The sequence below is a fragment of the Arthrobacter sp. J156 genome (genome assembly GCF_056172865.1).
Window position 1 is genome coordinate 2,746,131 of sequence record NZ_CM149650.1, and the last position, 19,828, is coordinate 2,765,958.

Below are 19,828 nucleotides of genomic sequence, written 5' to 3' on the forward strand. Positions count from 1 at the left end.
GGCGCACCGCATGGAGTGGTCCATCCACCAAGTCGCCGGGATCGCCGGGACGACAAGCCGAACGCTGCGCCACTACGGCGACGAGGGGCTGCTCGAGCCGAGCCGTCTCGGGGCGAACGGCTACCGCTACTACGGGCGGGACGAGCTCGTGCGCCTGCAGCGCATCCTGCTGCTGCGCGGCCTCGGGCTCGGGCTGCCCGCGATCCGGGAGGTCCTGGACCGGCCGGACGCGGTGGAGGATGCGCTCGAGGAGCACGCGGCCCGGCTCCGCTCGGAGCGGGACCGGCTGGCCCGGATGATCGCGTCGGTGGAGAAGACCATCACGGCGGTGCGCCACGGAGGAGACATCATGGCAGAGGACATGTTCGACGGATTCGACCACACCGCCCACCGGGCGGAGGTCGAGGAGCGCTGGGGCCGGGAGGCGTACGCGCGCGGCGACGCGTGGTGGCGCGGGCTCGACGCCGGCGAACGCGCGCAGTGGAAGGCCCGCGTATCCCGGCTCTCGGCCGACTGGGCCGCGGCCGCGGCGGCGGGGATCGCGCCGGATTCCCCGGAGGCGCAGGAGCTGGCGCGCCGGCATGTCGACTGGCTGAGGGGTGTTCCCGGGACGCCGGCGGGCACGGCCGACGGCGATCTCAAGGGCTACCTGGCCGGCCTCGGCCAGATGTACGTGGCGGACGAGCGCTTCGCGGCGAACTACGGCGGGCTCGACGGCGCACGCTTCGTCCGCGACGCGCTGGCGCACTACGCCGCGTCGAACCTCTGAGCTGCGCGGGCCCTCCCCGCCCACGGTCCCCGTTCCCGCGCACCTTTAGGGACTCCTGCGCGTCTTTGGCCCGGCTACAACCCGCTGACCTGCAGCGGGTGGATTGGTTGAACCTAAAAGTGCGCGGGGTCAGGTGCCGAAGAGGCCGATCACGAGGCACATCACCAGCACCGTGACGAGCTCGTGGACGCAATTGAGGACGGTGAGGCCCACGGGCCGGCCCTCGAACGCGTCGTGCGTGATGAAGCGCGCCGCGGTGAACCCGGCCCACAGGATCACGCCCGTGACGAACACGTTCGCCAGGAAGTTCCCGCCGTAGAACTCGTGGGCGATCGCCGCGGAGCCGGCCAGCACCCATGCGGAGACGAAGCTGACGACGAGCGTCACGAGGATCGGGCCCACGGCGTCCATGGCGTTCCCGCTCGGCGTGACCTTGGCGACGCGCATCCAGTAGTTCCCGAACACCTTCGGGGTGTACCAGACGGAGCCGACCACCATGGTGGATAGGGTCGCGACGATGACGGCCCAGAGGTTGATCTCGGGAACCATGGGACTCTCCTTCTGTGGCCCGGGCCCGGAACGCCGGAAAACCGGCGCTGACTAGAGTGTACGGCCGCCAAGTCCCGCCGCCTAGGGCCGCCTTCCGGGGTGCCGGCCACGCGCCGCCGGGGAGGGTGCGACGCCGCGGCCCGGCTCCGGCGTCGTACCCCCGCCTCAGGCGCGGGGAGCGTAGGGGTAGGCGCCCGCGGGCAGCGCCTCCGGTCCCGCGACGAGGCCGAGGAGGCGCGCCGCGGCCGGGCGGCAGTCCCACTCCTCGTTCCAGTGCGAGCGCACGACGGCCTTGGACACGGCCTGCGTGGTGATGCCGAGCTCGTCGGCGATGGCGCGCTGCTGGCCGCGGACGCCGGGGACCATGAGGTCCAGGACGGCCCATTCCGCCTCCGTGCGTGTGGCGACGATCTGGCCGATCAGGCGCAGCACGGCCTGCGCCTGCGCCGCGGCCCCCGCGTCCGGGCCGGCGACGGCCAGCGGGATGCGCTCCCCGGTGCGGCGCGCCCGGTCCACGGCGCGGCGCGCGTAGACGAGCCCGAAGCCCTCCGCGTGCGCGATGTCCTCGGGGAGCGGGACGTGGAGGGAGCCGACGCCGATGCCGACGTGCCAGCGCCGGGCGCGCAGGGCGGTCATGGCGGCGTCGACCGCGGTCTTCGGCTCCGCGACGACGCCGATCGCCTCGTCGCCCACGGAGCGCTGGAACGCGATGAGCGTGGGCAGCCCGGCGAGCGAGGCGGTGAGCTCGTCGACGCGGTCCCCGGCCTCGCGGGAATCGCGCTGGTTGATGGTCAGGACGTACATGGCACCAGTGTGCCGCAGGATCAACCCGATTCGGTTGATTCCGCGAGCGGCGCGCTGGGTGTTGCGGCGCCCGGCAGCTCCACGACGCTCCAGCGCAGGAAGAACTGCGTCGACGGGCCGATCAGCAGGGCGTAGGCCACGGTGCCGAGCCCCACGATGCCGCCGAGCATCCAGCCCGCGGCGAGGACGGCGACCTCGATGCCCGTGCGGACCAGTCGCAGGCTCAGGCCCGTGCGCAGATGCAGGCCGGTCATAAGCCCGTCGCGCGGCCCGGGGCCGAGCTGGCTGCCGATGTAGAGGGCGCCACCGAGGCCGTTGACCGCGAGCGCGGCGGCGACCACGGCGAGCTGCGCCGCCAGGCCGTTGATGGGCGGGATGACGAGCAGCGCCACGTCGGTGGAGACGCCGATCCAGACGACGTTGGCGATGGTCCCGAGTCCCGGCCACTGGCGCAGCGGGATCCACAGCAGGAGCACCGCGAAGCCGACGACGATGATGACCGTGCCCAGGCTCAGCGGAACATGGCGGGCGATGCCGAGGTGCAGCACGTCCCACGGGGCGACGCCGAGCCCCGCCCGGACGAACGCGGCCATCGCCGCGCCGAAGAGGGTCAGGCCCACGAAGAGGCGGAGCAGGCGGGAGGGCATGCGGCCGGCACGGAGCTGCTGGAGCGGTGTCAGCGGCAGGAGCCGGGGAGTGGTGGCGGAACTCATGGAACCATCATGGGAGTAATTGGCCCTTGATTGAAGAGCCAATTACGGAACAATGGCTCTATGACGCCCGCAACACGCCGCCTGCCCGCCGCCCGCCTGAGCACGATGCTCGGCGCGCCGGACGAGGACCGGCCGGCCTACGCCTGGCTCGCCGACGGCGTGCGCAACCTCGTCGCGAACGGGCGCGTCCTGCACGGCACGGCCCTGCCGAGCGAACGCGACCTCGTGGCGGCGATCGGCCTGAGCCGGACCACGGTCTCCCGCGCCTACGCCGAGCTGCGCGACCGCGGCTACGCGAGCGCGCGCGTCGGCTCCGGGACCGTCGTCCAGGTCCCGGGCGGGCCCGCGGCCGGGGGCGGTGAGCCCCTGACCCTCGGGGGCTTCGGCCCCGTGGAGGGCTCCGACGCCGTCGACCTCACGTGCGCCGCCCCGTCGGCGCCGCTCGGCCTGGCGGAGGCCTACGAGGCGGCGCTCGAGCAGTTGCCCGCGTACATCTCCGGCATGGGCTACTACCCGTTGGGCCTGCCCGTGCTGCGCGAGGCCATCGCCGAGCACTACTCGGCGCGCGGGCTGCCGACCGTCCCCGCCCAGGTCGTGGTCACGGCGGGCGCGCTCGCGGGGATCGCGGCCGTCGCCCGCGCCGTGCTGGGCCGGGGCTCGACCGCGCTCGCCGAGAGCCCGTCGTATCCGAACAGCGTGCTGTCGCTGCGCCACCACGGGGTGCGCGTCGCGCCCGTGCCGATCGGCCCGGACGGGACGGACCTCGAGGCGGTCGAGCACGGTCTGCGCACCGTACGGCCGGGGGCCATGCTGTGCCTGCCGGATTTCCACAACCCCACCGGGACCCTGCTGGACGACGCCGGACGGGAGCGTTGGGCGGGCGCCCTGCGGTCCGCGGGCACGGTCGGGATCATCGACGAGACCTCCGCGGCGCTCTGGCTCGACGAAGAGCCGGACGTGTTGCCGATGGGCGCGTTCGCGGCGGACGCGTTCACCGTGGGCAGCTGCAGCAAGTCGCATTGGGGCGGATTGCGGCTGGGCTGGATCCGGGCGCCGCGCTCGCAGGCGGCCGGGCTGGCCCGCGTGCGGATGTCGCTCGACCTCGGCGTCCCGCTGCTCGAGCAGCTCGTGCTGGCCCGGCTCCTGCGGACCTCGCCCGGACTGGTCCCCGAGACGCGCGGGCGCCTGCGCGCCAACCGGGACTGGCTGCACGCCGGGCTCTCGGCGGCCACCGGTTGGGCGGCCCGCGTCCCGGCCGGAGGGCTGGGCCTGTGGTGGAACCTTCCGGCACCGCGGTCCACGGCGCTGGCGGCCGAGACGGCCCGCCACGGCGTGCTCCTGGCGCCGGGCTCCACGTTCGCCGTGGAGGACCACGGGCTCGAGCACTGGATCCGCGTGCCCTACGCCCTGCCGCGCGAGGAGCTGGAGCGGGCCGTCCCGGTCATCGCACGGGCCTGGGACCGAGTGGCCCGTTGACGGACGCCCGTCCGTGGAGTGACGGCTCCTCGACGCGCCTAGTCGACGTCGCGGCCCTGCGGCTCGTCGTCGGCGGACTCCTCGCCGAGCTTCTCGAAGCGCTCGATGGAGCGGGCCAGCTCGGCCTCGGCGGCCTCGCGGCCCTCCCAGCCCTCTGCCTTGACCCACTTGCCCGGCTCGAGGTCCTTGTAGCGGGTGAAGAAGTGCTCGATCTCCTTGATCAGCCACTCGTCGACGTCCCCGAGCTCGCGGATGTGGTCGAAGCGCTTGTCGGTCGGAACGCAGAGCAGCTTGGCGTCGCCGCCGCCGTCGTCGGTCATGTTGAACACGCCGATCGGGCGCGACTCGACGAGCACTCCGGGGACCAGGTCCACGCCCGGGATCCACACCATCGCGTCGAGCGGGTCGCCGTCCTCGCCGAGCGTGTCCTCGAAGTAGCCGTAGTGCGTGGGGTACTGCATCGGGGTGAACAGCACGCGGTCGAGGCGCAGGCGGTGGGTCTCGTGGTCGATCTCGTACTTGACGCGGGATCCGGAGGGGATCTCGATGGTGACGTCGTGGCTCATGGAGCGCTCTCCTCGGAAGGTCGTCGGGCACGGACGCGCCGGCGGGCCGCGCCGGTCCGGCGGCGCACGTGCTCCGTCTAGTCTTTAAGTGGCTGGGGCAAGCGTATATTGCCGCGCCGGACGACGACGACTTCGGAGGTACGGATGAACCGCGGCATGCGGGCGCTCACCTCCGCCCTGCTGGTCCTCGTCGTCGGCGGGCTCGTCGGCCTCCTCGCGTTGAACCTGCTGCCGCAACTGGCCCCCGGCCTCGTTGCCGGCCTCGGCGCGCCGGCGGAGGTGTCCGAGGAGCCGGCCGCCCCGTCCCCGGTCCTGCCGACCGCCTCGCCCACGGCCGTGCCGCTGCTCGACGACGACGCCCCCGCCCCCGACCCGCAGGTCCTCGCGCGGGCCCTGGCCCCGCTCCTCGAGGACGCCGAGGACATGGCCTTCGCGGCCTCGGTCGCGGATGCGGCGACGGGCGAGGTCCTCTACTCCCACGACGCCGACCGGCTCGGCGTGCCCGCGTCGAGCCTCAAGGTGCTCACGGCGGCGGCTGCCCTGGACGTCCTCGGCCCGGCCCGGACCCTGACGACGCGCACGGTCGCCGGCGCGGGGGACACGGTCGTGCTCGTCGGCGGCGGGGACGTGCTGCTGGGCGCCGGGGAATCCACCACGGACGACGCCGGTGCGGGCACCGTGGGGCTGCGCCGGGCCGGTCTGGCGACGCTCGCGGAGCGGACGGCGGAGGCGCTGCTCGACGCGGACGCGGCGTCCGGCGGGCCCGCGGCCGATCCCGCCAGCTACACGGTCGTCCTCGACGACACCTTGTTCAGCGGCCTGGAGCTGAGCCCCACGTGGGACGTCTCCCTGCTCACGAGCTTCAACATCAGCCGCGTGGCCCCGATCGCCCTCTACGGGGCGCGGCGCGACGGCGCGGAAGGCAGCCCGCGCGTCGAGGACCCCGCGATGACGGCGGCCGAGGCGTTCCGCGACGCGCTCGCGGCGGCCCTGGCCCGGCTCCACGCCGAGCGCGCCGAGGCCTCCGCCGAGGCGACGGCCCGTGCGTCCGCGGCGCCGACGCCGTCGGGCACGGCCGCGGTGCCAACGGACGGCGCGGCCCCGGCGTCGTCCTCCCCGTCCTCGGAGTCCGCCTCCCCGCGTGCCGCGGACGCGGCAACCGGGCCCGGGCCGGCTCCCGCGGTCGCCGCCGAGGTGGTCCGCGGGGCGGCCGCGCCGGACGCGCGGGAGCTGGGCGCGGTCGAGTCTGCCCCGCTGCTCGAGCAGCTTCGCTTCCTGAGCGAGGAATCGGACAACTACGCGGCGGAGGCGATGGGCCGGCTCGTGGCGATCGGCTCGGGCGATCCGGCGAGCTTCGGCGGCGCCGCGGAGGCGCTCAAGGACGCGGCGGCCCGGCTCGGGGCGGACACGTCCGGGATGTCGCTCGCCGACTCCTCCGGGCTCTCCGCCGCGAACCGCGTCTCGCCCCGGCAGCTCGTCGAGGTCCTGGCCGGCGCGGCCGGATCGCCGAAGCCCGCCCTGCGCGAGCTGGGCTACCTGCTGCCGGTCGCCGGCGCGAGCGGCACGCTCGAGGAGCGGATGACCGGCGACGCCACACGCGGTCTCGTGAGGGCCAAGACGGGCACGCTCGCCGGCGTGGCGACGCTGACCGGGACCGTGCTGACCCAGGACGGCCGCCTGCTGGCGTTCTCCTTCTTCGGCCATTCCATCCCGGGGGACCTGGGGCCCGCGCGGGCGGCCATGGACCGGGCCGCCGCCATCCTGGCCGGATGCGGGTGCCGCTGAGCCGCGAGCGAAACCACGCGACGCGCCCGCCCATCCGTGATGGGATGGCTCCCATGGAGACCCAGGACACGCCCGCCCCGCCCGCGCCGCTGATCAACTGGGACCTCGCCGCGGCCACGGCGGCACGGCTCACGACGGCCGGACCCAAGTTGAAGACCCGTGAGATCGAGCAGCTTGTCGAGGAACTGCGCGCCCACGCGGACGCCTCCGTCGAGCACGTCCACCGCATCACGGGGCTCGACGCGGCCCGCGGGCTGCGCGACTCCTCCGTGCTCGTGGTGGACCGCTCCTCGTGGGCCAAGGCGAACATCCAGAGCTTCCAGGCGCTCCTGGACCCCGCGCTGCGCCGCCTCGCGGAGACCAAGGGGGACAAGCTCTCCGGCAGCGGCGCGGCGATCGGCGGAGGCGTCACCGGCGCCGAGATGGGCGCCATCCTCTCCTTCCTCGCCTCCAAGGTCCTCGGCCAGTACGATCCCTTCGCCGGGCTCCTGCGCCCCGGGCTGCCCGCGGGCGGCCGCCTGCTCCTCGTTGCCCCGAACATCGTGGAAATCGAGCGGGAGCTCAACGTCGAGCCCGACGATTTCCGGCTCTGGGTCTGCCTGCACGAGCAGACGCACCGCGTGCAGTTCGCGGCCGCCCCGTGGCTGCGGGACCACTTGCGCGAGAACATCGGCGCCCTGACCTCCGGCCTGCTGGACAAGGCCGACGGGCTCGGGGAGCGGCTCAAGGCCGCCGCCCGGGAGGCGCTCGATGCCCGCGCGGGGCGGGCCCCGGCGTCGTCCCCGGAGGACGCTGCGGGGGAGGGGAAGGGCTCCGGCCCGGCGCTCCTGACGGCGCTGCAGGATCCCGAGGACCAGGCGGTGATGAGCCACCTGACCGCCGTGATGAGCCTGCTCGAGGGGCACGCGAACGTCGTGATGGACGCCGTCGACGCGTCGATCGTGCCGAGCGTGAAGACCATCCGCCGGCGTTTCAACCAGCGCGGCGCCAATCGTGGTCCCGTCGAGACGTGGCTGCGGCGCGTCCTCGGGCTCGAGGCGAAGATGCGCCAGTACGCGGACGGGCAGAAGTTCGTCGCGGCCGTCGTCAAGGAGGTCGGGATGGAGGGCTTCAACGCCGTCTGGGAGCGCGCGGAGAACCTGCCGAGCGAGCGGGAGCTGCACCATCCCGAGGAGTGGGTCGCGCGCGTCGCCCGCTGAGCGCCGCCCGTGGTCTCATGGAGTGCATGCAGCCCCGCACCGCCGCCCCGGAGCGCCCCCATGGGCGGTAACCTCCCCGCGCCCGTCGCCGCGGTCCGGAACGCCCTCCGCGCGGCGCTCTCCGGGGACGACGCCGGTTCCTCCTTCCGTCCCCCCCTGACCGGGGTACCGGGGAACGACGCCGGGGCCCCCTCCCGCCCGGACGGTCCGGACGTCCTGGTGGCGTGCAGCGGCGGGGCCGACTCGCTCGCCCTCGCGGCGGCGGCCGGCTTCCTGGCGCGGACGGAGGGGCTGCGGGCCGGGGCGGTCGTCGTCGACCACGGCCTCCAGGCCGGCAGCGCCGAGGCCGCGGACCGGGCCGCCGGCCAGCTGGGCGGGCTCGGGCTGGACCCGGTCCTGCTCCTGCGCGCCGACGTCGCGGAGCCGGGCACCGAGGAGCAGGCCCGCAGCGCGCGCTACGCCGCCTTCGAGGACGCGCTCCGGTCGAGCGGCGCCCGCCTGGTCCTCCTCGGCCACACGCTCGACGACCAGGCCGAACAGGTCCTCCTGGGGCTGGCCCGCGGCTCCGGGACGCGCTCCGTGGCCGGGATGCCCACCCGCCGCGGCCCCTACCTCCGTCCGCTCCTGGCGATCCGTCGCCAGCAGACGGAGGCCGTATGCCGGCACGAGGGCCTGGACTACTGGGAGGACCCGTCCAACCGGGAGCGGACCGCCCTGCGCAACCGGGTGCGCCTCGACGTGCTCCCGTTCCTCGAGGACGCGCTCGGCCCCGGCCTCGCCGAGGCCCTCGCGCGCACCGCCGCGCTCGCCGGGAGGGACGCCGACCACCTCGACGCCGAGGCCGACGCCGCCCTGGCCCGGGTCCTCGTGCAGCCCGCCGAGCCCCCCGGTGTTGGCGCGCCTGGTTCCGGCGCATCCCGTCCTGCCGCCTCCGCACCGGACGCCGCCGGCCTCCCGGGGTCCGCGACCGAGGCGCCCGGGCCGGGCTCCGCCGTCGTCCTGGACCTCGACGCGCTCCGCCTCCTCGGCCCCGCCCTGCGCTCCCGCGTGCTCCGCCTCGCGGCCGTCCGCGCCGGAGGGGAGACCCCCACGCTCGAACGCACGGCCGCGCTCGAGCGGCTCGCGGCCGGCACCGGATCCGCCGGGCCCGTGCAGCTCGCGGGCCACGTGCGGGCCCGCCGGCTCCGCCGCGCCGCCCCGGGCGGGCCGCCGCGGCGCCTCCTGCAGCTGCGGCGCGAACCGTAGCCGCGGCGCAGCGGAATGCTCCGCCATCCGCGCGCCGTTCCCCGCCGGTCGCCGCGCAGCCCGAGGCGCCCCCGCCGGACCCGCACACCCCGGAATCCCGCGGAAGTTGTCCACCGGGCCCCGTGCTGTGGCACCCTTGGAAGCGACGCGCATCCCTTACCGCCCCGGCGCAGGCACCCCCGACCACAGGAGCACCTTCGTGGATTCGAACGACGTCCAGGCCGACCTGGCCCACGTGCTGTACACCAAAGAGCAGATCCAGGAGAAGATCAACGAGCTCGCCGCGCAGATCGACCGCGACTACGAGGGCCGCGACATCCTCGTCGTGGGCGTGCTCAAGGGCGCCGTCATGGTCATGGCCGACCTGGTCCGCGCCCTCCACAGCCACGTCACGATGGACTGGATGGCCGTCTCCTCCTACGGCTCCGGCACCCAGTCCTCCGGCGTCGTGCGGATCCTCAAGGACCTCGACACCGACCTCATGGGCAAGCACGTGCTCATCGTCGAGGACATCATCGACTCCGGCCTGACGCTGTCCTGGCTCAAGGCCAACCTGATCTCCCGCGGCCCCGCCTCGGTCGAGATCTGCACGCTCCTGCGCAAGCCCGAGGCCGCCAAGGTGGAGATCGACGTCAAGTACGTCGGCATGGACATCCCCAACGAGTTCGTCGTGGGCTACGGCCTCGACTTCGCAGAGAAGTACCGCAACCTGGACTTCATCGGCACGCTCGCGCCGCACGTCTACGCCTGATCCACTCACCGGAGCCGCGCCCCGGGCCCGCCTGCGGGGGACCGGGGCGGGACGACGCCGGGGCGTTGCGCCCCGCTACGCCCTGAGGGAACTTTTGCCGCGCGCCATGCGTGAAGAGGTGCGGTGGTGCGATGCTGTAAGGCGACGCATCGCCGCCGCTCAGTTCGACCAGGAGGGACGGGGGACGGGACCCCCAACAGCATGAACGCCAAGAAGATCTTCAACAGCTGGGCCATCTGGGTCCTGATCGGCGTCGTCGCGCTGATCGTGTTCCTCCCCTCGCTGACCTCGAACAACACGGGCCGGCTGGACACGAGCGTCGGCCTGCAGCTGCTGCAGGAGGACAAGGCCACCGAGGCGAAGATCTTCGACGGCGACCAGCGCGTGGACCTCTCCCTCAAGGAGCCGTTCACCCTCGACGGCGTGGACAAGGGCACCAAGGTCTCCTTCTTCTACTCGGAGGCCCGCGCCGAGGACGTCATCGCGGCCATGGACGCCGCGGACCTGCAGGGCTTCACCGACCAGCCCGTGCAGAGCAACTGGTTCCTGAGCATGCTCGGCATCATCATCCCGTTCATGCTGATCGCCCTGCTGTTCTGGTTCCTGCTCTCCCGCGCCCAGGGTGGCGGCTCCAAGGTCATGCAGTTCGGCAAGTCCAAGGCGAAGCTCATCACCAAGGACATGCCCCAGGTCACCTTCGTCGACGTCGCGGGCGCCGAGGAGGCCGTGGAGGAGCTGCACGAGATCAAGGAGTTCCTCCAGGATCCCGCGAAGTTCCAGGCCGTCGGGGCCAAGATCCCCAAGGGCGTCCTGTTGTACGGCCCCCCGGGAACCGGCAAGACCCTGCTCGCCAAGGCCGTCGCGGGCGAGGCCGGTGTGCCCTTCTACTCCATCTCCGGCTCCGACTTCGTGGAGATGTTCGTCGGCGTCGGCGCCTCTCGCGTGCGTGACCTGTTCGAGCAGGCCAAGAACAACTCCCCGGCCATCATCTTCGTCGACGAGATCGACGCGGTCGGCCGCCACCGCGGCGCCGGCGTCGGCGGCGGCAACGACGAGCGCGAGCAGACCCTGAACCAGCTGCTCGTGGAGATGGACGGCTTCGACGCCAACACCAACGTCATCCTCATCGCCGCCACCAACCGCCCGGACGTCCTCGACCCGGCCCTGCTGCGTCCCGGCCGCTTCGACCGGCAGATCCCCGTCGAGGCCCCCGATCTGGCCGGCCGCGAGCAGATCCTGCGCGTGCACGCCAAGGGCAAGCCGATGACCGAGAACGTGGACCTGCACGCCGTCGCGAAGAAGACCCCCGGCTACACCGGCGCGGACCTGGCCAACGTGCTCAACGAGGCCGCGCTGCTCACGGCGCGCTCCAACGCCCAGCTCGTCGACGACCGCGCCCTCGACGAGGCGATCGACCGCGTCATGGCCGGACCGCAGAAGCGCTCGCGGCTCATGAAGGAGCACGAACGCAAGATCACCGCCTACCACGAGGGCGGGCACGCGCTCGTCGCCGCGGCGCTGCGCCACTCCGCCCCCGTCACTAAGGTCACGATCCTGCCCCGCGGCCGCGCGCTCGGCTACACCATGGTGGTCCCGGACGACGACAAGTACTCCGTGACCCGCAACGAGCTCCTGGACCAGCTCGCCTACGCGATGGGCGGCCGCGTGGCCGAGGAGATCATCTTCCACGACCCCTCGACGGGCGCGTCCAACGACATCGAGAAGGCCACCGCCACGGCCCGCAAGATGGTCACCCAGTACGGCATGAGCGAGCGCATCGGCGCCGTGAAGCTCGGCTCCGGCGGAGGCGAGCCCTTCCTGGGCCGCGACGCGGGCCACGACCGTGACTACTCGGAGTCCATCGCCGGGATCGTCGACCAGGAGGTGCGCGCCCTGATCGACGCCGCCCACGACGAGGCGTACGCGATCCTCACCGAGAACCGCCACGTCCTGGACCGCCTGGCCCTCGAGCTGCTCGAGCACGAGACCCTGAACCAGAAGGAGATCGCCGAGGTCTTCGCGGACATCGTCAAGCGCCCCGTGCGCGACGTCTGGCTCTCCAAGGACTCCCGGCCCGTGCACGAGCGCGGCCCCGTCCAGTCCCCGCGCGAGCGCCGGCAGGCCGAGGAGGCCGGACGGTCCCGCGACGCCGGTGAGGGGGAAGACGGCACCGGGCACTCCGACGTCGTCATCGATCCCTCCGGTGCCCCCGCGCTCCCGGGTGGAACGCCCGGTCCGGGAGGGAACGACGCCGGAGCAGGCGGCGGATTCCCGGGCGGCACCGGCGGCGCGCAGCCCGGTTCCGGGCCCTCCGCGGGGCCCGGGGGAACGGCTCCCGGCGGCGGTCCCGGCACGGGCGCAGGCTAGGATCGAGACTGTGACGGACATCGACGAGCTCAGCAGCAACGGCGCCCTGGCGGCGCCCGCCGTGGACCAGGACCGCATCGCGCGGGCCGTCCGCGACATCCTCGAGGCCATCGGGGAGGACCCGGACCGCGAGGGCCTGCGGGACACCCCGAAGCGGGTCGCCAAGGCCTACGCCGAGTTCTTCTCGGGGCTCCACCAGGACCCGGCCGAGCTGCTGGGGACGACGTTCGACATCGACCACGGCGAGCTCGTCCTGGTCAAGGACATCCCCTTCTACTCCACATGCGAGCACCACCTGGTTCCGTTCCACGGTTCCGCGCACATCGGCTACATCCCCGGTGCGAGCGGCCACGTCACGGGCCTGAGCAAGCTGGCCCGGCTCGTCGAGCTCTACGCCCGCCGCCCGCAGGTGCAGGAGCGCCTCACCACCCAGATCGTGGAAGCACTCATGACACACCTCGACCCCCGCGGGGCCATCGTCGTCGTCGAGTGCGAGCACATGTGCATGTCCATGCGGGGCGTCCGCAAGCCCGGAGCCAAGACGGTCACCAGCGCCGTCCGCGGCCAGCTGCGCGAACCGGCCACCCGCGCCGAGGCCATGAGCCTCATTCTCGGAAAGTAGGTCACCATGTCCCTCGGAGCCATCCCCGGAACCGGACCCGCCACCTCCCCCCTTCCCGTCATCCGCCCCGTCAAGGCGCCGCGCACCTTCGCGGACCTGCCGACGGACCGCACCCTGGTCATGGGCATCCTCAACGTCACCCAGGACTCCTTCAGCGACGGCGGCAAGTACGTCAAGGCCGACGACGCCATCAACCACGGCCTGCGCATGTTCTACGCCGGCGCGGACATCATCGACGTCGGCGGGGAGTCCACCCGGCCCGGCGCGGACTTCGTGGACCCGGCCGAGGAGCAGGGACGCATCCTGCCCGTCATCAAGGCCCTCGTGAAGGCCGGCGCGCTCGTGTCCGTGGACACGATGCACACCTCCACCGCGCGCGCGGCGCTCGACGCCGGCGCGCAGATCGTCAACGACGTCTCGGGGCTGACGCACGAGCCGGACATGCCGGCGCTCATCGCCGAGCGCAAGGTCCCCTACGTGCTCATGCACCGCCGGGGGGACGCGCAGTCCATGTCCACCGAGGCGGACTACCAGGACGTCGTCGCCGAGGTCGTCGCGGAGCTGCGCGAACTGCGCGACCGCTTCGTCGCCGCGGGCGTCGACCCGAAGCACATCATCGTGGACCCGGGACTGGGCTTCGCCAAGGACCACGCCCACAACTGGGCCCTGCTCGCCGGCCTCGACGAGCTGCGCGGGCTCGGCCACCCCGTGCTCGTCGGGACCTCCCGCAAGCGCTTCCTCGGCGCGCTGCTCTCCGAGGCCGGCAAGCCCGCCGCCCCGGCCGAGCGGGACACCGCGACGGCGGCGACGAGCGCGCTCGCCGCCGCCTCCGGGGCCTGGGGCGTGCGCGTGCACGACGTCGAGGGGACCCTCGACGCCGTCAAGGTCGCCACCGCCTGGGGCTCCGCGGGAGGCAACGGGGCTGTCCCGGCCGTCGCGGCGACCGGAGCCAGGGCCTAGCCGTGGCGGGGACCGCGGAGGCGGCGCGCGGGACGCGGAGCGCTCCCGGGACCAGGGCGCGGGACCTGATCAGCCTCAGCGGCATCACCGCGGTCGGCTACCACGGCGTGTTCGAGCACGAGAAGCGCAACGGGCAGCCGTTCGTCGTGGACGTCGTCCTGCATACCGACATCCGGGCGGCGGCGGCCTCCGACGACCTCGCGGACACCACCAACTACGGGGAGCTCGCCGAGGCGGTCAAGGCCGAGGTCACGTCCGGTCCGTACGACCTCATCGAGACGCTCACGGAGCGCATCGCCGCGGTCGTCCTGGAGCGCTTTTCCGTCGAAGCCGTCGACGTCACCGTCCACAAGCCCAAGGCCCCCATCGAGGTGCCGTTCGGCGACGTATCCATCACGATCCACCGGGAGCGCGCATGAACGACGCAACCACGCCGGCCGGCACGCCGGACGGTCCGGCCGCGCCGGACGCCCCGAGGTCGCCCGTGACCGCGGTGCTCGCGCTCGGCTCGAACCTGGGCGAGCGCTCGGACACGCTCTCCAACGCCGTCGCCGACCTCGTCGCGCACCCCCAGATGCGGCTCTGCCAGGTCTCCGAGGTCGTGCAGACCCGGCCGGTCGGCGGGCCGGACGGTCAGCCGGACTACCTGAACATGGTGCTCGAGGTGGAGACGACCCTGGCGCCCGTGGCGCTGCTGCGCCACTGCCAGTCCGTCGAGGACGCCCACCACCGGGTCCGCGGGGTCCGGTGGGGGCCGCGCACGCTCGACGTCGACATCATCACCTACGGCGAGGTCGAGCTGGACCTTCCCGAGCTCACCATCCCGCACCCGCGGGCGGCCGAGCGCGCCTTCGTGCTGCAGCCGTGGGCGTGGATGGATCCGGACGCCCAGCTGGGCGGCACGCCGGTCGGCGAACTGGCGTCGCGGGCACCGGACCTCGACGGGCTCGAACCCTACGCCGGGGGCTGATCCGGCATGCAGGCCATCCGCCCCTTGTGGCTCCTGGCGATCGTCCTCGGTTCCGTCATCGCGGGCTGGGCCGGCCACCTGCTGACTTCCTCCAACGGGCTCGCGGCCCCGGTGCTGCATTGGACGTCGCTCATCACGATGGGCGCCGGATCCCTCATCACCCTGGGCTTCGGGCTGCGCGTCCGCCGGCACCAGCAGGCCCTGCGCGAGCGGCGCGAGCACGGGACGGGCGCCCCGAAGGCCCGCTCCGTGAAGCCGCTCAATCCCCTCGTCGCGGCGCGCACGCTCGTGCTCGCGCAGGCCACGGCCTATGCGGGGGCGATGATCCTCGGCTGGCACGCCGGCATCCTGATCGACCTCATGGGGGCGGTCCGCGCGGGCAGCCCGGCGGTGGTCTCATCCTTCGTGATGATGGCCGGAGCGGCCGTGATGATTATCGTGGGATGGTTGGTGGAGCAGTTCTGCAGGCTGCCACCGGACGGACCCGCGCCGGGCGCGGAACGCGACAGCAGGGAGGACAACGAGGGGTATGCCACAGGAACCAGTTGACCCGGAGGGCCTGGACTGGCGCCGCGTGTCCCCGCAGTACGCCACGGTGCGGCTCGTCGGCACCGCGATCACCGCGCTCGTCTTCACCGCCGTGCTCAGCGTCCCGCTCGTGCTGCGCCTCACCGGCGTCTGGCCCGGCTACCCCGCTTGGCTCGCGTGGGGAGTGCCCGCCGTCGTGGCCGTCCTGTTCCTCGTCTACCTCGCCGTCATCCCGCGCCAGGTGCGCGCCCTGGGCTACGCCGAGCGGGACGACGACCTGCTCGTGCGCTCCGGGATCCTCTTCCAGCAGGTCCTCGTGGTCCCCTACGGCCGCATGCAGTACGTCGACGTCGCCGTCGGCCCGATCGACCGCGCCCTGGGGCTGTGCACCGTGCAGCTGCACACCGCCGCGGGCAGCGTGACGGCCTCGATCCCGGGGCTCCCCGCCGCCGAGGGGGCCCGCTTGCGCGAGCAGCTCTCGGCCCGCGGCGAGGCGAGGCTGGCCGGGCTGTGAGCGAGCCGACCCCCGATTCGTCCGAGCCGGGCCGCGGCCCGGGGCCGGTCCCGCCCGAGCACGCGGCCCCGGCCGGCCAGCCGGCGCCTCCCGAGGTCCCGTGGACGCGCGTCCACCCGGTGTCCCCGCTCGTGCGCGGCTGGATCGCCCTCGTCGCGATCGCGTTCTTCTGGGGCCAGAACTGGGTCGACGACCTCGTCACGGCGGGGGAGGGTCCCGGCGGCTTCACGGTCGACGCCGACCTGCTCATCGTGCTCGGGATCGGCCTGGGCATCCTGCTCCTGATCGTCCTGGGCTTCTTCCTGTCCTGGTACTTCACCAAGTACCAGATCACCGAGCGCCACGTGAACGTGAACTCCGGCGTCGTGTTCCGCCAGCAGCGCCAGGCCCGGATCGACCGCGTCCAGGCGATCGACATCGCCCAGCCCCTCCTGGCCCGCATCGTCGGGCTGGCGGAGCTGAAGTTCGAGGTCGCCGACGGCGGCTCGACCGCGATGAACCTCGCCTTCGTCAAGCTCGACGAGGCCAAGCGGCTGCGCAACCTCATCCTCGCCCGGGCGGCGGGACTCAAGGCCCAGAACGACGCCGGGGCCGCGCCGTCCGCGCCGACGGCACCGGGGGGAGCGGCAACCGCAGGGGCGACGGGCGGCCCGGGGATCGCGGGTCCGGGAGCGCCGGGCGCCGGTGTCGACGGCCCCGGGACCGGGAACGCCCTCGGAGGGGTCCCGGATTCCGGAGCCGTCGATGGCCGGTCCGACGCCGGGGACGGCCCGTTCCACCCGGCCGTCGGGGCGGCAGGGACCTTCCCCGACGGGGCCATCGCGCCACCGGCCGGCGTCGCCGCCGGTGGCGCGGGAACCGCACCCGGGCACCCGGGCGGGGCCCCGGCGTCGTACGACGTCCCGCGCCAGACCGGCGCCGCCGTGCAGGAGACCGCGCCCGAGGCCGACGAGCGCGTCGTGGCGTCCGTCCCGCCGCTGCGCTTGCTCGGATCCGTCGTCGTGAACCCGTGGCTGTGGTTCGTCGTGGTCCTGATCGGCGGCGGCCTTCTGCTCTCGTCGCTGACCGACGGCGGGTTCTCCGTGGTGTTCCTGATCCCCGGACTCATCGGCCTGGTCCCATACCTGTGGGCCCAGTTCAACACGGGCTACAACTTCCGCGCCGCCATCGGGGCGGACGGGCTCCGGTTGAGCTACGGTCTGCTGGACACGCGCCACCAGACCGTCCCCCCGGGGCGCGTGCAGGCCGTCCAGGTCACGCAGGGCATCATCTGGAAGCGCTTCGGCTGGCACAAGATCGTCGTCAACGTCGCCGGCTACGGATCCGACGGCGAGAGCCGCTCCACCGTGCTGCCCGTCGGGACGCGGGAGGACGTCTTCAACGTGCTCTCCGTGATCCTGCCCGACGCCGGGACGGACCGGCCCGTCGAGCTCGTCGAGGCCGGGATCGCCGGCAGCGGCGACGCCGAGGGGTTCACCAACACCCCGCGGCGCGCGCGCCCGATCGCGCCCATCGCCTGGAGGCGCCAGGGGTTCACGGCCACCGGTACCGCCGTCGTGATCCGCACCGGCCGACTCGTGCGGCGCCTCGTCCTGGTCCCGCACGAGAGGACGCAGGGCATCACGCTGTCCCAGGGGCCGCTCGCGCGGCGCTTCGGCGTCGCGGACGTCGAGCTCGCGACGACGGACGGCCCCGTCTCCCCGCGGATCATCCAGGCCCCCGTCGATGCCGCCCGCGCCTTCTTCACCGAGCAGTCCGCCCGCGCCGCCGCCGCCCGGCACCTGCGCGACCGCGACCACTGGCTCGAGGAGCCCGCCGCGGCGGGCGTGCCGGCGGCATCCAGCGAACCGGGGCGCCCGGTCGCTCCGGCTGGGCCCGCCGTGGCGGAGCCGCTGGATGACGCCCATGCGCCGACCCGGCCCGCCGGGCCAGGGCGGCCGGCGGACCGCGCCGGCGCCGAGCAGGAGGACGAGCGTGGGTAGGCCGGGACGCCTGGGGATCGGCGTCATCGGTGCCGGCAAGGTCGGAGCGGTCCTCGGCGCGGCCCTGCGCGCCGCCGAGCACGCGGTGGTGGGCGTGCACGCCGTGTCGGAGGCCTCGCGCGAACGCGCCGAGATGCTCCTGCCGGATGTGCCCGTCCTGCCCATCCCGGAGATCGTCCGCCGCTCCGAGCTGGTCCTCCTGGCCGTGCCGGACGACGAGCTGGCACCCCTTGTCCGGGGTCTCGCCGAGGCCGGTCACTGGCAGGTCGGCCAGCTCGTGGTCCACACGGCAGGACGCTTCGGGACCGCCGTCCTGGAACCTGCGCGCGAGGCGGGCGCGATCCCGCTCGCCATCCACCCGGCCATGAGCTTCACCGGCATGAGCCTCGACCTGGTCCGGCTCCAGGACTGCCTGTTCGGGGTCACGGCGGCCGCGCCCGTCCTGCCGATCGCACAGGCGCTCGTCGTGGAGATGGGCGCCGAATCCACCGTGATCGCGGAGGAGGACCGGACGCTCTACCACGCGGCGCTCGCCCACGCCTCCAACCACCTGGTCACGATCACGGGCCAGTCCGCGGAGCTCTTGCGCTCGATCGGCATCGAGCGCCCCGACCGGGTGCTGGGGCCGCTCATGAGGGCCTCGCTCGAGAACGCCCTCGCGTCCGGTGAGGGCGCGTTGACGGGCCCGGTCGCCCGCGGCGACTCCGGCACGGTGGACGTCCACCGGGCGGCGCTCGTGCGCCACGGCGTCCCGGCCGACGTCCGCGCCGCCTACCTTTCGCTCGCCCGCGCCACGGCCCAGCGGGCGCTGGCCCGGGGGCTGCTCACGGAGGCCCAGGCCGCGGCGGTCCTCGACGCGCTCGGCCCCGCGGATCCCGCGTCGTAGACTGCTGCGGTGAACCAGACCCCCACCGCGCCGCGCATCGTGACGACCGTGGCAGAGCTCAAGGCCGCCACGCGTTCGCTCCTCGAAGCCGTCCACGAGGGCGCCCCGGCGTCGAACGCCGCTTCCCCCGGCACCGCACCAGGGGAGCAGCCCGGGGAAGCCGGTGCCCCGGAGTCGTCCTCCGCCCGTGTGGTCCCGGCCGCCGGAACGCGGCCCCGGACGCTGGGCCTCGTGCCCACGATGGGCGCGCTGCACGACGGCCACGCGGCGCTCGTCGCGCAGGCGCGCGCGCAGAACGACGTCGTCGTGGTCTCCGTGTTCGTCAACCGGCTCCAGTTCAACGACCCCGCCGACTTCGAGCGCTACCCGCGCACCCTCGACGAGGACGTCGCGCTGCTCGCGCGGGCCGGGGCCGACGTCGTGTTCGCGCCCGCCGAGGAGGAGGTCTACCCCGACGGCCCGCCCCTCGTGGCCGTCTCGAGCGGTCCCCTCGGCGGGAAGTTCGAGGGCGCCTCGCGGCCCGGGCACTTCGACGGCATGCTCGCGGTCGTCGCGAAGCTCCTGCACTACGGGGCCCCGCACCCGGAGACCGCCGTGCCGGTCCGCTACCGCGCCTACTTCGGGCAGAAGGACGCGCAGCAGCTGGCGATCATCCGCCGGCTCGTCGCGGATCTGGCGTACGACGTCGACATCGCCGCCGTGCCGATCGTCCGCTCCGGGGCGGGGCTGGCCCTCTCGAGCCGCAACCGCTTCCTGGGGGAGGCGGAGGCCGAGGCCGCGCTGGTCCTCTCGCGCGCACTGTTCCTGCTGAAGCAGCGCGCCGACGCGCACGAGCCGCTGGGCCTGGACGACGCCGAGGCCCTCATCCGCAGCCAGCCGCTCGTCGATCTGGACTACCTCGAGGTCGTCGATCCCTCCACGCTGGAGCCGCTCGCGTTCAACTGCCGGGAGACCCCGTTCACGGGCGAGGCGCTCGCGCTCGTCGCGGCCCAGGTCGGTCCCGTCCGCCTCATCGACAACATGCCGCTCGGCGGGGCGTAGCCCCGAACGGTCCGTGGCGGCCGTGTGCCCGGCCGCCGCGTTGCCGGCCCTGTTCGCGGACGGCGCGACGCGGGTGTATTCCGGCCCGGGCCCGCCGTTGG

At 73.8% G+C, this 19,828-nt stretch carries 20 protein-coding genes; 16 read left to right on the forward strand and 4 right to left on the reverse strand.

Annotated features, from left to right (window positions below; translation table 11 throughout):
* Window positions 1-10: 10 nt before the first annotated feature.
* Entirely contained in the window at window positions 11-769 is a 759-nt protein-coding gene (locus AC0QR5_RS12650; RefSeq protein WP_329861916.1) for a MerR family transcriptional regulator, read from the forward strand.
* Between the two features lie 129 nt (window positions 770-898).
* Here AC0QR5_RS12650 and AC0QR5_RS12655 read toward each other — a convergent pair whose 3' ends face one another.
* From AC0QR5_RS12655 to yczE, 3 genes are all read right to left on the reverse strand, one after another.
* Window positions 899-1,318, reverse strand: coding sequence for a DUF1761 domain-containing protein (locus AC0QR5_RS12655; RefSeq protein WP_329861915.1), 420 nt, complete (start codon window positions 1,316-1,318; stop codon window positions 899-901).
* Window positions 1,319-1,483: 165 nt separating this feature from the next.
* On the reverse strand, window positions 1,484-2,122 hold the full coding sequence (locus tag AC0QR5_RS12660; RefSeq protein WP_329861914.1) for a hypothetical protein: 639 nt from the start codon (window positions 2,120-2,122) through the stop codon (window positions 1,484-1,486).
* A gap of 20 nt (window positions 2,123-2,142) precedes the next feature.
* Window positions 2,143-2,835, reverse strand: coding sequence for a membrane protein YczE (gene yczE, locus AC0QR5_RS12665; RefSeq protein WP_329861913.1), 693 nt, complete (start codon window positions 2,833-2,835; stop codon window positions 2,143-2,145).
* Between the two features lie 60 nt (window positions 2,836-2,895).
* Here yczE and yczR point away from each other — a divergent pair, with 60 nt between their 5' ends.
* A complete protein-coding gene (gene yczR, locus AC0QR5_RS12670) occupies window positions 2,896-4,311 on the forward strand; it encodes a MocR-like transcription factor YczR (RefSeq protein ID WP_329861912.1) in 1,416 nt (471 codons plus the stop codon).
* A 38-nt stretch (window positions 4,312-4,349) separates the two neighbouring features.
* On the opposite strand, the gene AC0QR5_RS12675 is transcribed toward yczR, so the two are convergent.
* Entirely contained in the window at window positions 4,350-4,877 is a 528-nt protein-coding gene (locus AC0QR5_RS12675; RefSeq protein ID WP_329861911.1) for an inorganic diphosphatase, read from the reverse strand.
* Window positions 4,878-5,021: 144 nt separating this feature from the next.
* On the opposite strand from AC0QR5_RS12675, the gene dacB reads away from it, so the two are divergent.
* The 14 genes from dacB to panC all read left to right on the forward strand — a co-directional run bounded on the left by dacB (window position 5,022) and on the right by panC (window position 19,727).
* Entirely contained in the window at window positions 5,022-6,662 is a 1,641-nt protein-coding gene (gene dacB / locus AC0QR5_RS12680) for a D-alanyl-D-alanine carboxypeptidase/D-alanyl-D-alanine endopeptidase (protein ID WP_329861910.1), read from the forward strand.
* A gap of 53 nt (window positions 6,663-6,715) precedes the next feature.
* Complete coding sequence (locus tag AC0QR5_RS12685; RefSeq protein ID WP_329861909.1) at window positions 6,716-7,861, forward strand: zinc-dependent metalloprotease; 1,146 nt, start codon at window positions 6,716-6,718, stop codon at window positions 7,859-7,861.
* Between the two features lie 60 nt (window positions 7,862-7,921).
* Window positions 7,922-9,106 carry a tRNA lysidine(34) synthetase TilS gene (tilS, locus tag AC0QR5_RS12690; RefSeq protein WP_329861908.1) on the forward strand — a complete coding sequence of 395 codons (1,185 nt, stop codon included), beginning with the start codon at window positions 7,922-7,924 and terminating at the stop codon, window positions 9,104-9,106.
* 199 nt (window positions 9,107-9,305) lie between these two features.
* Entirely contained in the window at window positions 9,306-9,857 is a 552-nt protein-coding gene (gene hpt, locus AC0QR5_RS12695; RefSeq protein WP_329861907.1) for a hypoxanthine phosphoribosyltransferase, read from the forward strand.
* 201 nt (window positions 9,858-10,058) lie between these two features.
* Window positions 10,059-12,224 carry an ATP-dependent zinc metalloprotease FtsH gene (gene ftsH, locus AC0QR5_RS12700; protein WP_329861906.1) on the forward strand — a complete coding sequence of 722 codons (2,166 nt, stop codon included), beginning with the start codon at window positions 10,059-10,061 and terminating at the stop codon, window positions 12,222-12,224.
* A 10-nt stretch (window positions 12,225-12,234) separates the two neighbouring features.
* The gene (gene folE, locus AC0QR5_RS12705) at window positions 12,235-12,846 is read left to right on the forward strand and encodes a GTP cyclohydrolase I FolE (RefSeq protein ID WP_329861905.1); all 612 of its coding nucleotides are present in this window, start codon (window positions 12,235-12,237) and stop codon (window positions 12,844-12,846) included.
* Between the two features lie 6 nt (window positions 12,847-12,852).
* Window positions 12,853-13,806 carry a dihydropteroate synthase gene (folP, locus tag AC0QR5_RS12710; RefSeq protein ID WP_329861904.1) on the forward strand — a complete coding sequence of 318 codons (954 nt, stop codon included), beginning with the start codon at window positions 12,853-12,855 and terminating at the stop codon, window positions 13,804-13,806.
* A gap of 2 nt (window positions 13,807-13,808) precedes the next feature.
* Complete coding sequence (folB, locus tag AC0QR5_RS12715; RefSeq protein WP_329861903.1) at window positions 13,809-14,225, forward strand: dihydroneopterin aldolase; 417 nt, start codon at window positions 13,809-13,811, stop codon at window positions 14,223-14,225.
* A complete protein-coding gene (gene folK, locus AC0QR5_RS12720; RefSeq protein WP_329861902.1) occupies window positions 14,222-14,776 on the forward strand; it encodes a 2-amino-4-hydroxy-6-hydroxymethyldihydropteridine diphosphokinase in 555 nt (184 codons plus the stop codon). The genes folB and folK overlap by 4 nt, the downstream gene beginning before the upstream one ends.
* Before the next feature lie 6 nt (window positions 14,777-14,782).
* Window positions 14,783-15,325, forward strand: a complete 543-nt coding sequence (locus AC0QR5_RS12725) for a DUF3180 domain-containing protein (RefSeq protein ID WP_329861901.1) — start codon at window positions 14,783-14,785, stop codon at window positions 15,323-15,325.
* Window positions 15,306-15,818: a PH domain-containing protein gene (locus AC0QR5_RS12730; protein ID WP_329861900.1), complete on the forward strand. Its 513-nt coding sequence runs from the start codon at window positions 15,306-15,308 to the stop codon at window positions 15,816-15,818. The genes AC0QR5_RS12725 and AC0QR5_RS12730 overlap by 20 nt, the downstream gene beginning before the upstream one ends.
* A complete protein-coding gene (locus AC0QR5_RS12735; protein WP_329861899.1) occupies window positions 15,815-17,800 on the forward strand; it encodes a PH domain-containing protein in 1,986 nt (661 codons plus the stop codon). Before AC0QR5_RS12730 ends, AC0QR5_RS12735 begins: the two co-directional genes overlap by 4 nt.
* Window positions 17,793-18,686 (forward strand): Rossmann-like and DUF2520 domain-containing protein, encoded by an 894-nt coding sequence (locus AC0QR5_RS12740; protein ID WP_329861898.1) that lies wholly within the window; start codon window positions 17,793-17,795, stop codon window positions 18,684-18,686. The genes AC0QR5_RS12735 and AC0QR5_RS12740 overlap by 8 nt, the downstream gene beginning before the upstream one ends.
* 189 nt (window positions 18,687-18,875) lie before the next feature.
* Complete coding sequence (gene panC / locus AC0QR5_RS12745; protein ID WP_329862015.1) at window positions 18,876-19,727, forward strand: pantoate--beta-alanine ligase; 852 nt, start codon at window positions 18,876-18,878, stop codon at window positions 19,725-19,727.
* Window positions 19,728-19,828 lie beyond the last annotated feature (101 nt).

Bases quoted from the DNA above. Each gene is read 5' to 3' on its own strand.
- AC0QR5_RS12730 (WP_329861900.1), top strand. From the start codon at position 15,306: ATGCCACAGGAACCAGTTGACCCGGAGGGCCTGGACTGGCGCCGCGTG.
- dacB (WP_329861910.1), top strand. From the start codon at position 5,022: ATGAACCGCGGCATGCGGGCGCTCACCTCCGCCCTGCTGGTCCTCGTC.
- yczE (WP_329861913.1), bottom strand. From the start codon at position 2,835: ATGAGTTCCGCCACCACTCCCCGGCTCCTGCCGCTGACACCGCTCCAG.
- folK (WP_329861902.1), top strand. From the start codon at position 14,222: ATGAACGACGCAACCACGCCGGCCGGCACGCCGGACGGTCCGGCCGCG.
- AC0QR5_RS12650 (WP_329861916.1), top strand. From the start codon at position 11: ATGGAGTGGTCCATCCACCAAGTCGCCGGGATCGCCGGGACGACAAGC.
- folP (WP_329861904.1), top strand. From the start codon at position 12,853: ATGTCCCTCGGAGCCATCCCCGGAACCGGACCCGCCACCTCCCCCCTT.
- AC0QR5_RS12675 (WP_329861911.1), bottom strand. From the start codon at position 4,877: ATGAGCCACGACGTCACCATCGAGATCCCCTCCGGATCCCGCGTCAAG.
- tilS (WP_329861908.1), top strand. From the start codon at position 7,922: ATGGGCGGTAACCTCCCCGCGCCCGTCGCCGCGGTCCGGAACGCCCTC.
- AC0QR5_RS12725 (WP_329861901.1), top strand. From the start codon at position 14,783: ATGCAGGCCATCCGCCCCTTGTGGCTCCTGGCGATCGTCCTCGGTTCC.
- yczR (WP_329861912.1), top strand. From the start codon at position 2,896: ATGACGCCCGCAACACGCCGCCTGCCCGCCGCCCGCCTGAGCACGATG.
- AC0QR5_RS12655 (WP_329861915.1), bottom strand. From the start codon at position 1,318: ATGGTTCCCGAGATCAACCTCTGGGCCGTCATCGTCGCGACCCTATCC.
- AC0QR5_RS12685 (WP_329861909.1), top strand. From the start codon at position 6,716: ATGGAGACCCAGGACACGCCCGCCCCGCCCGCGCCGCTGATCAACTGG.
- ftsH (WP_329861906.1), top strand. From the start codon at position 10,059: ATGAACGCCAAGAAGATCTTCAACAGCTGGGCCATCTGGGTCCTGATC.
- AC0QR5_RS12660 (WP_329861914.1), bottom strand. From the start codon at position 2,122: ATGTACGTCCTGACCATCAACCAGCGCGATTCCCGCGAGGCCGGGGAC.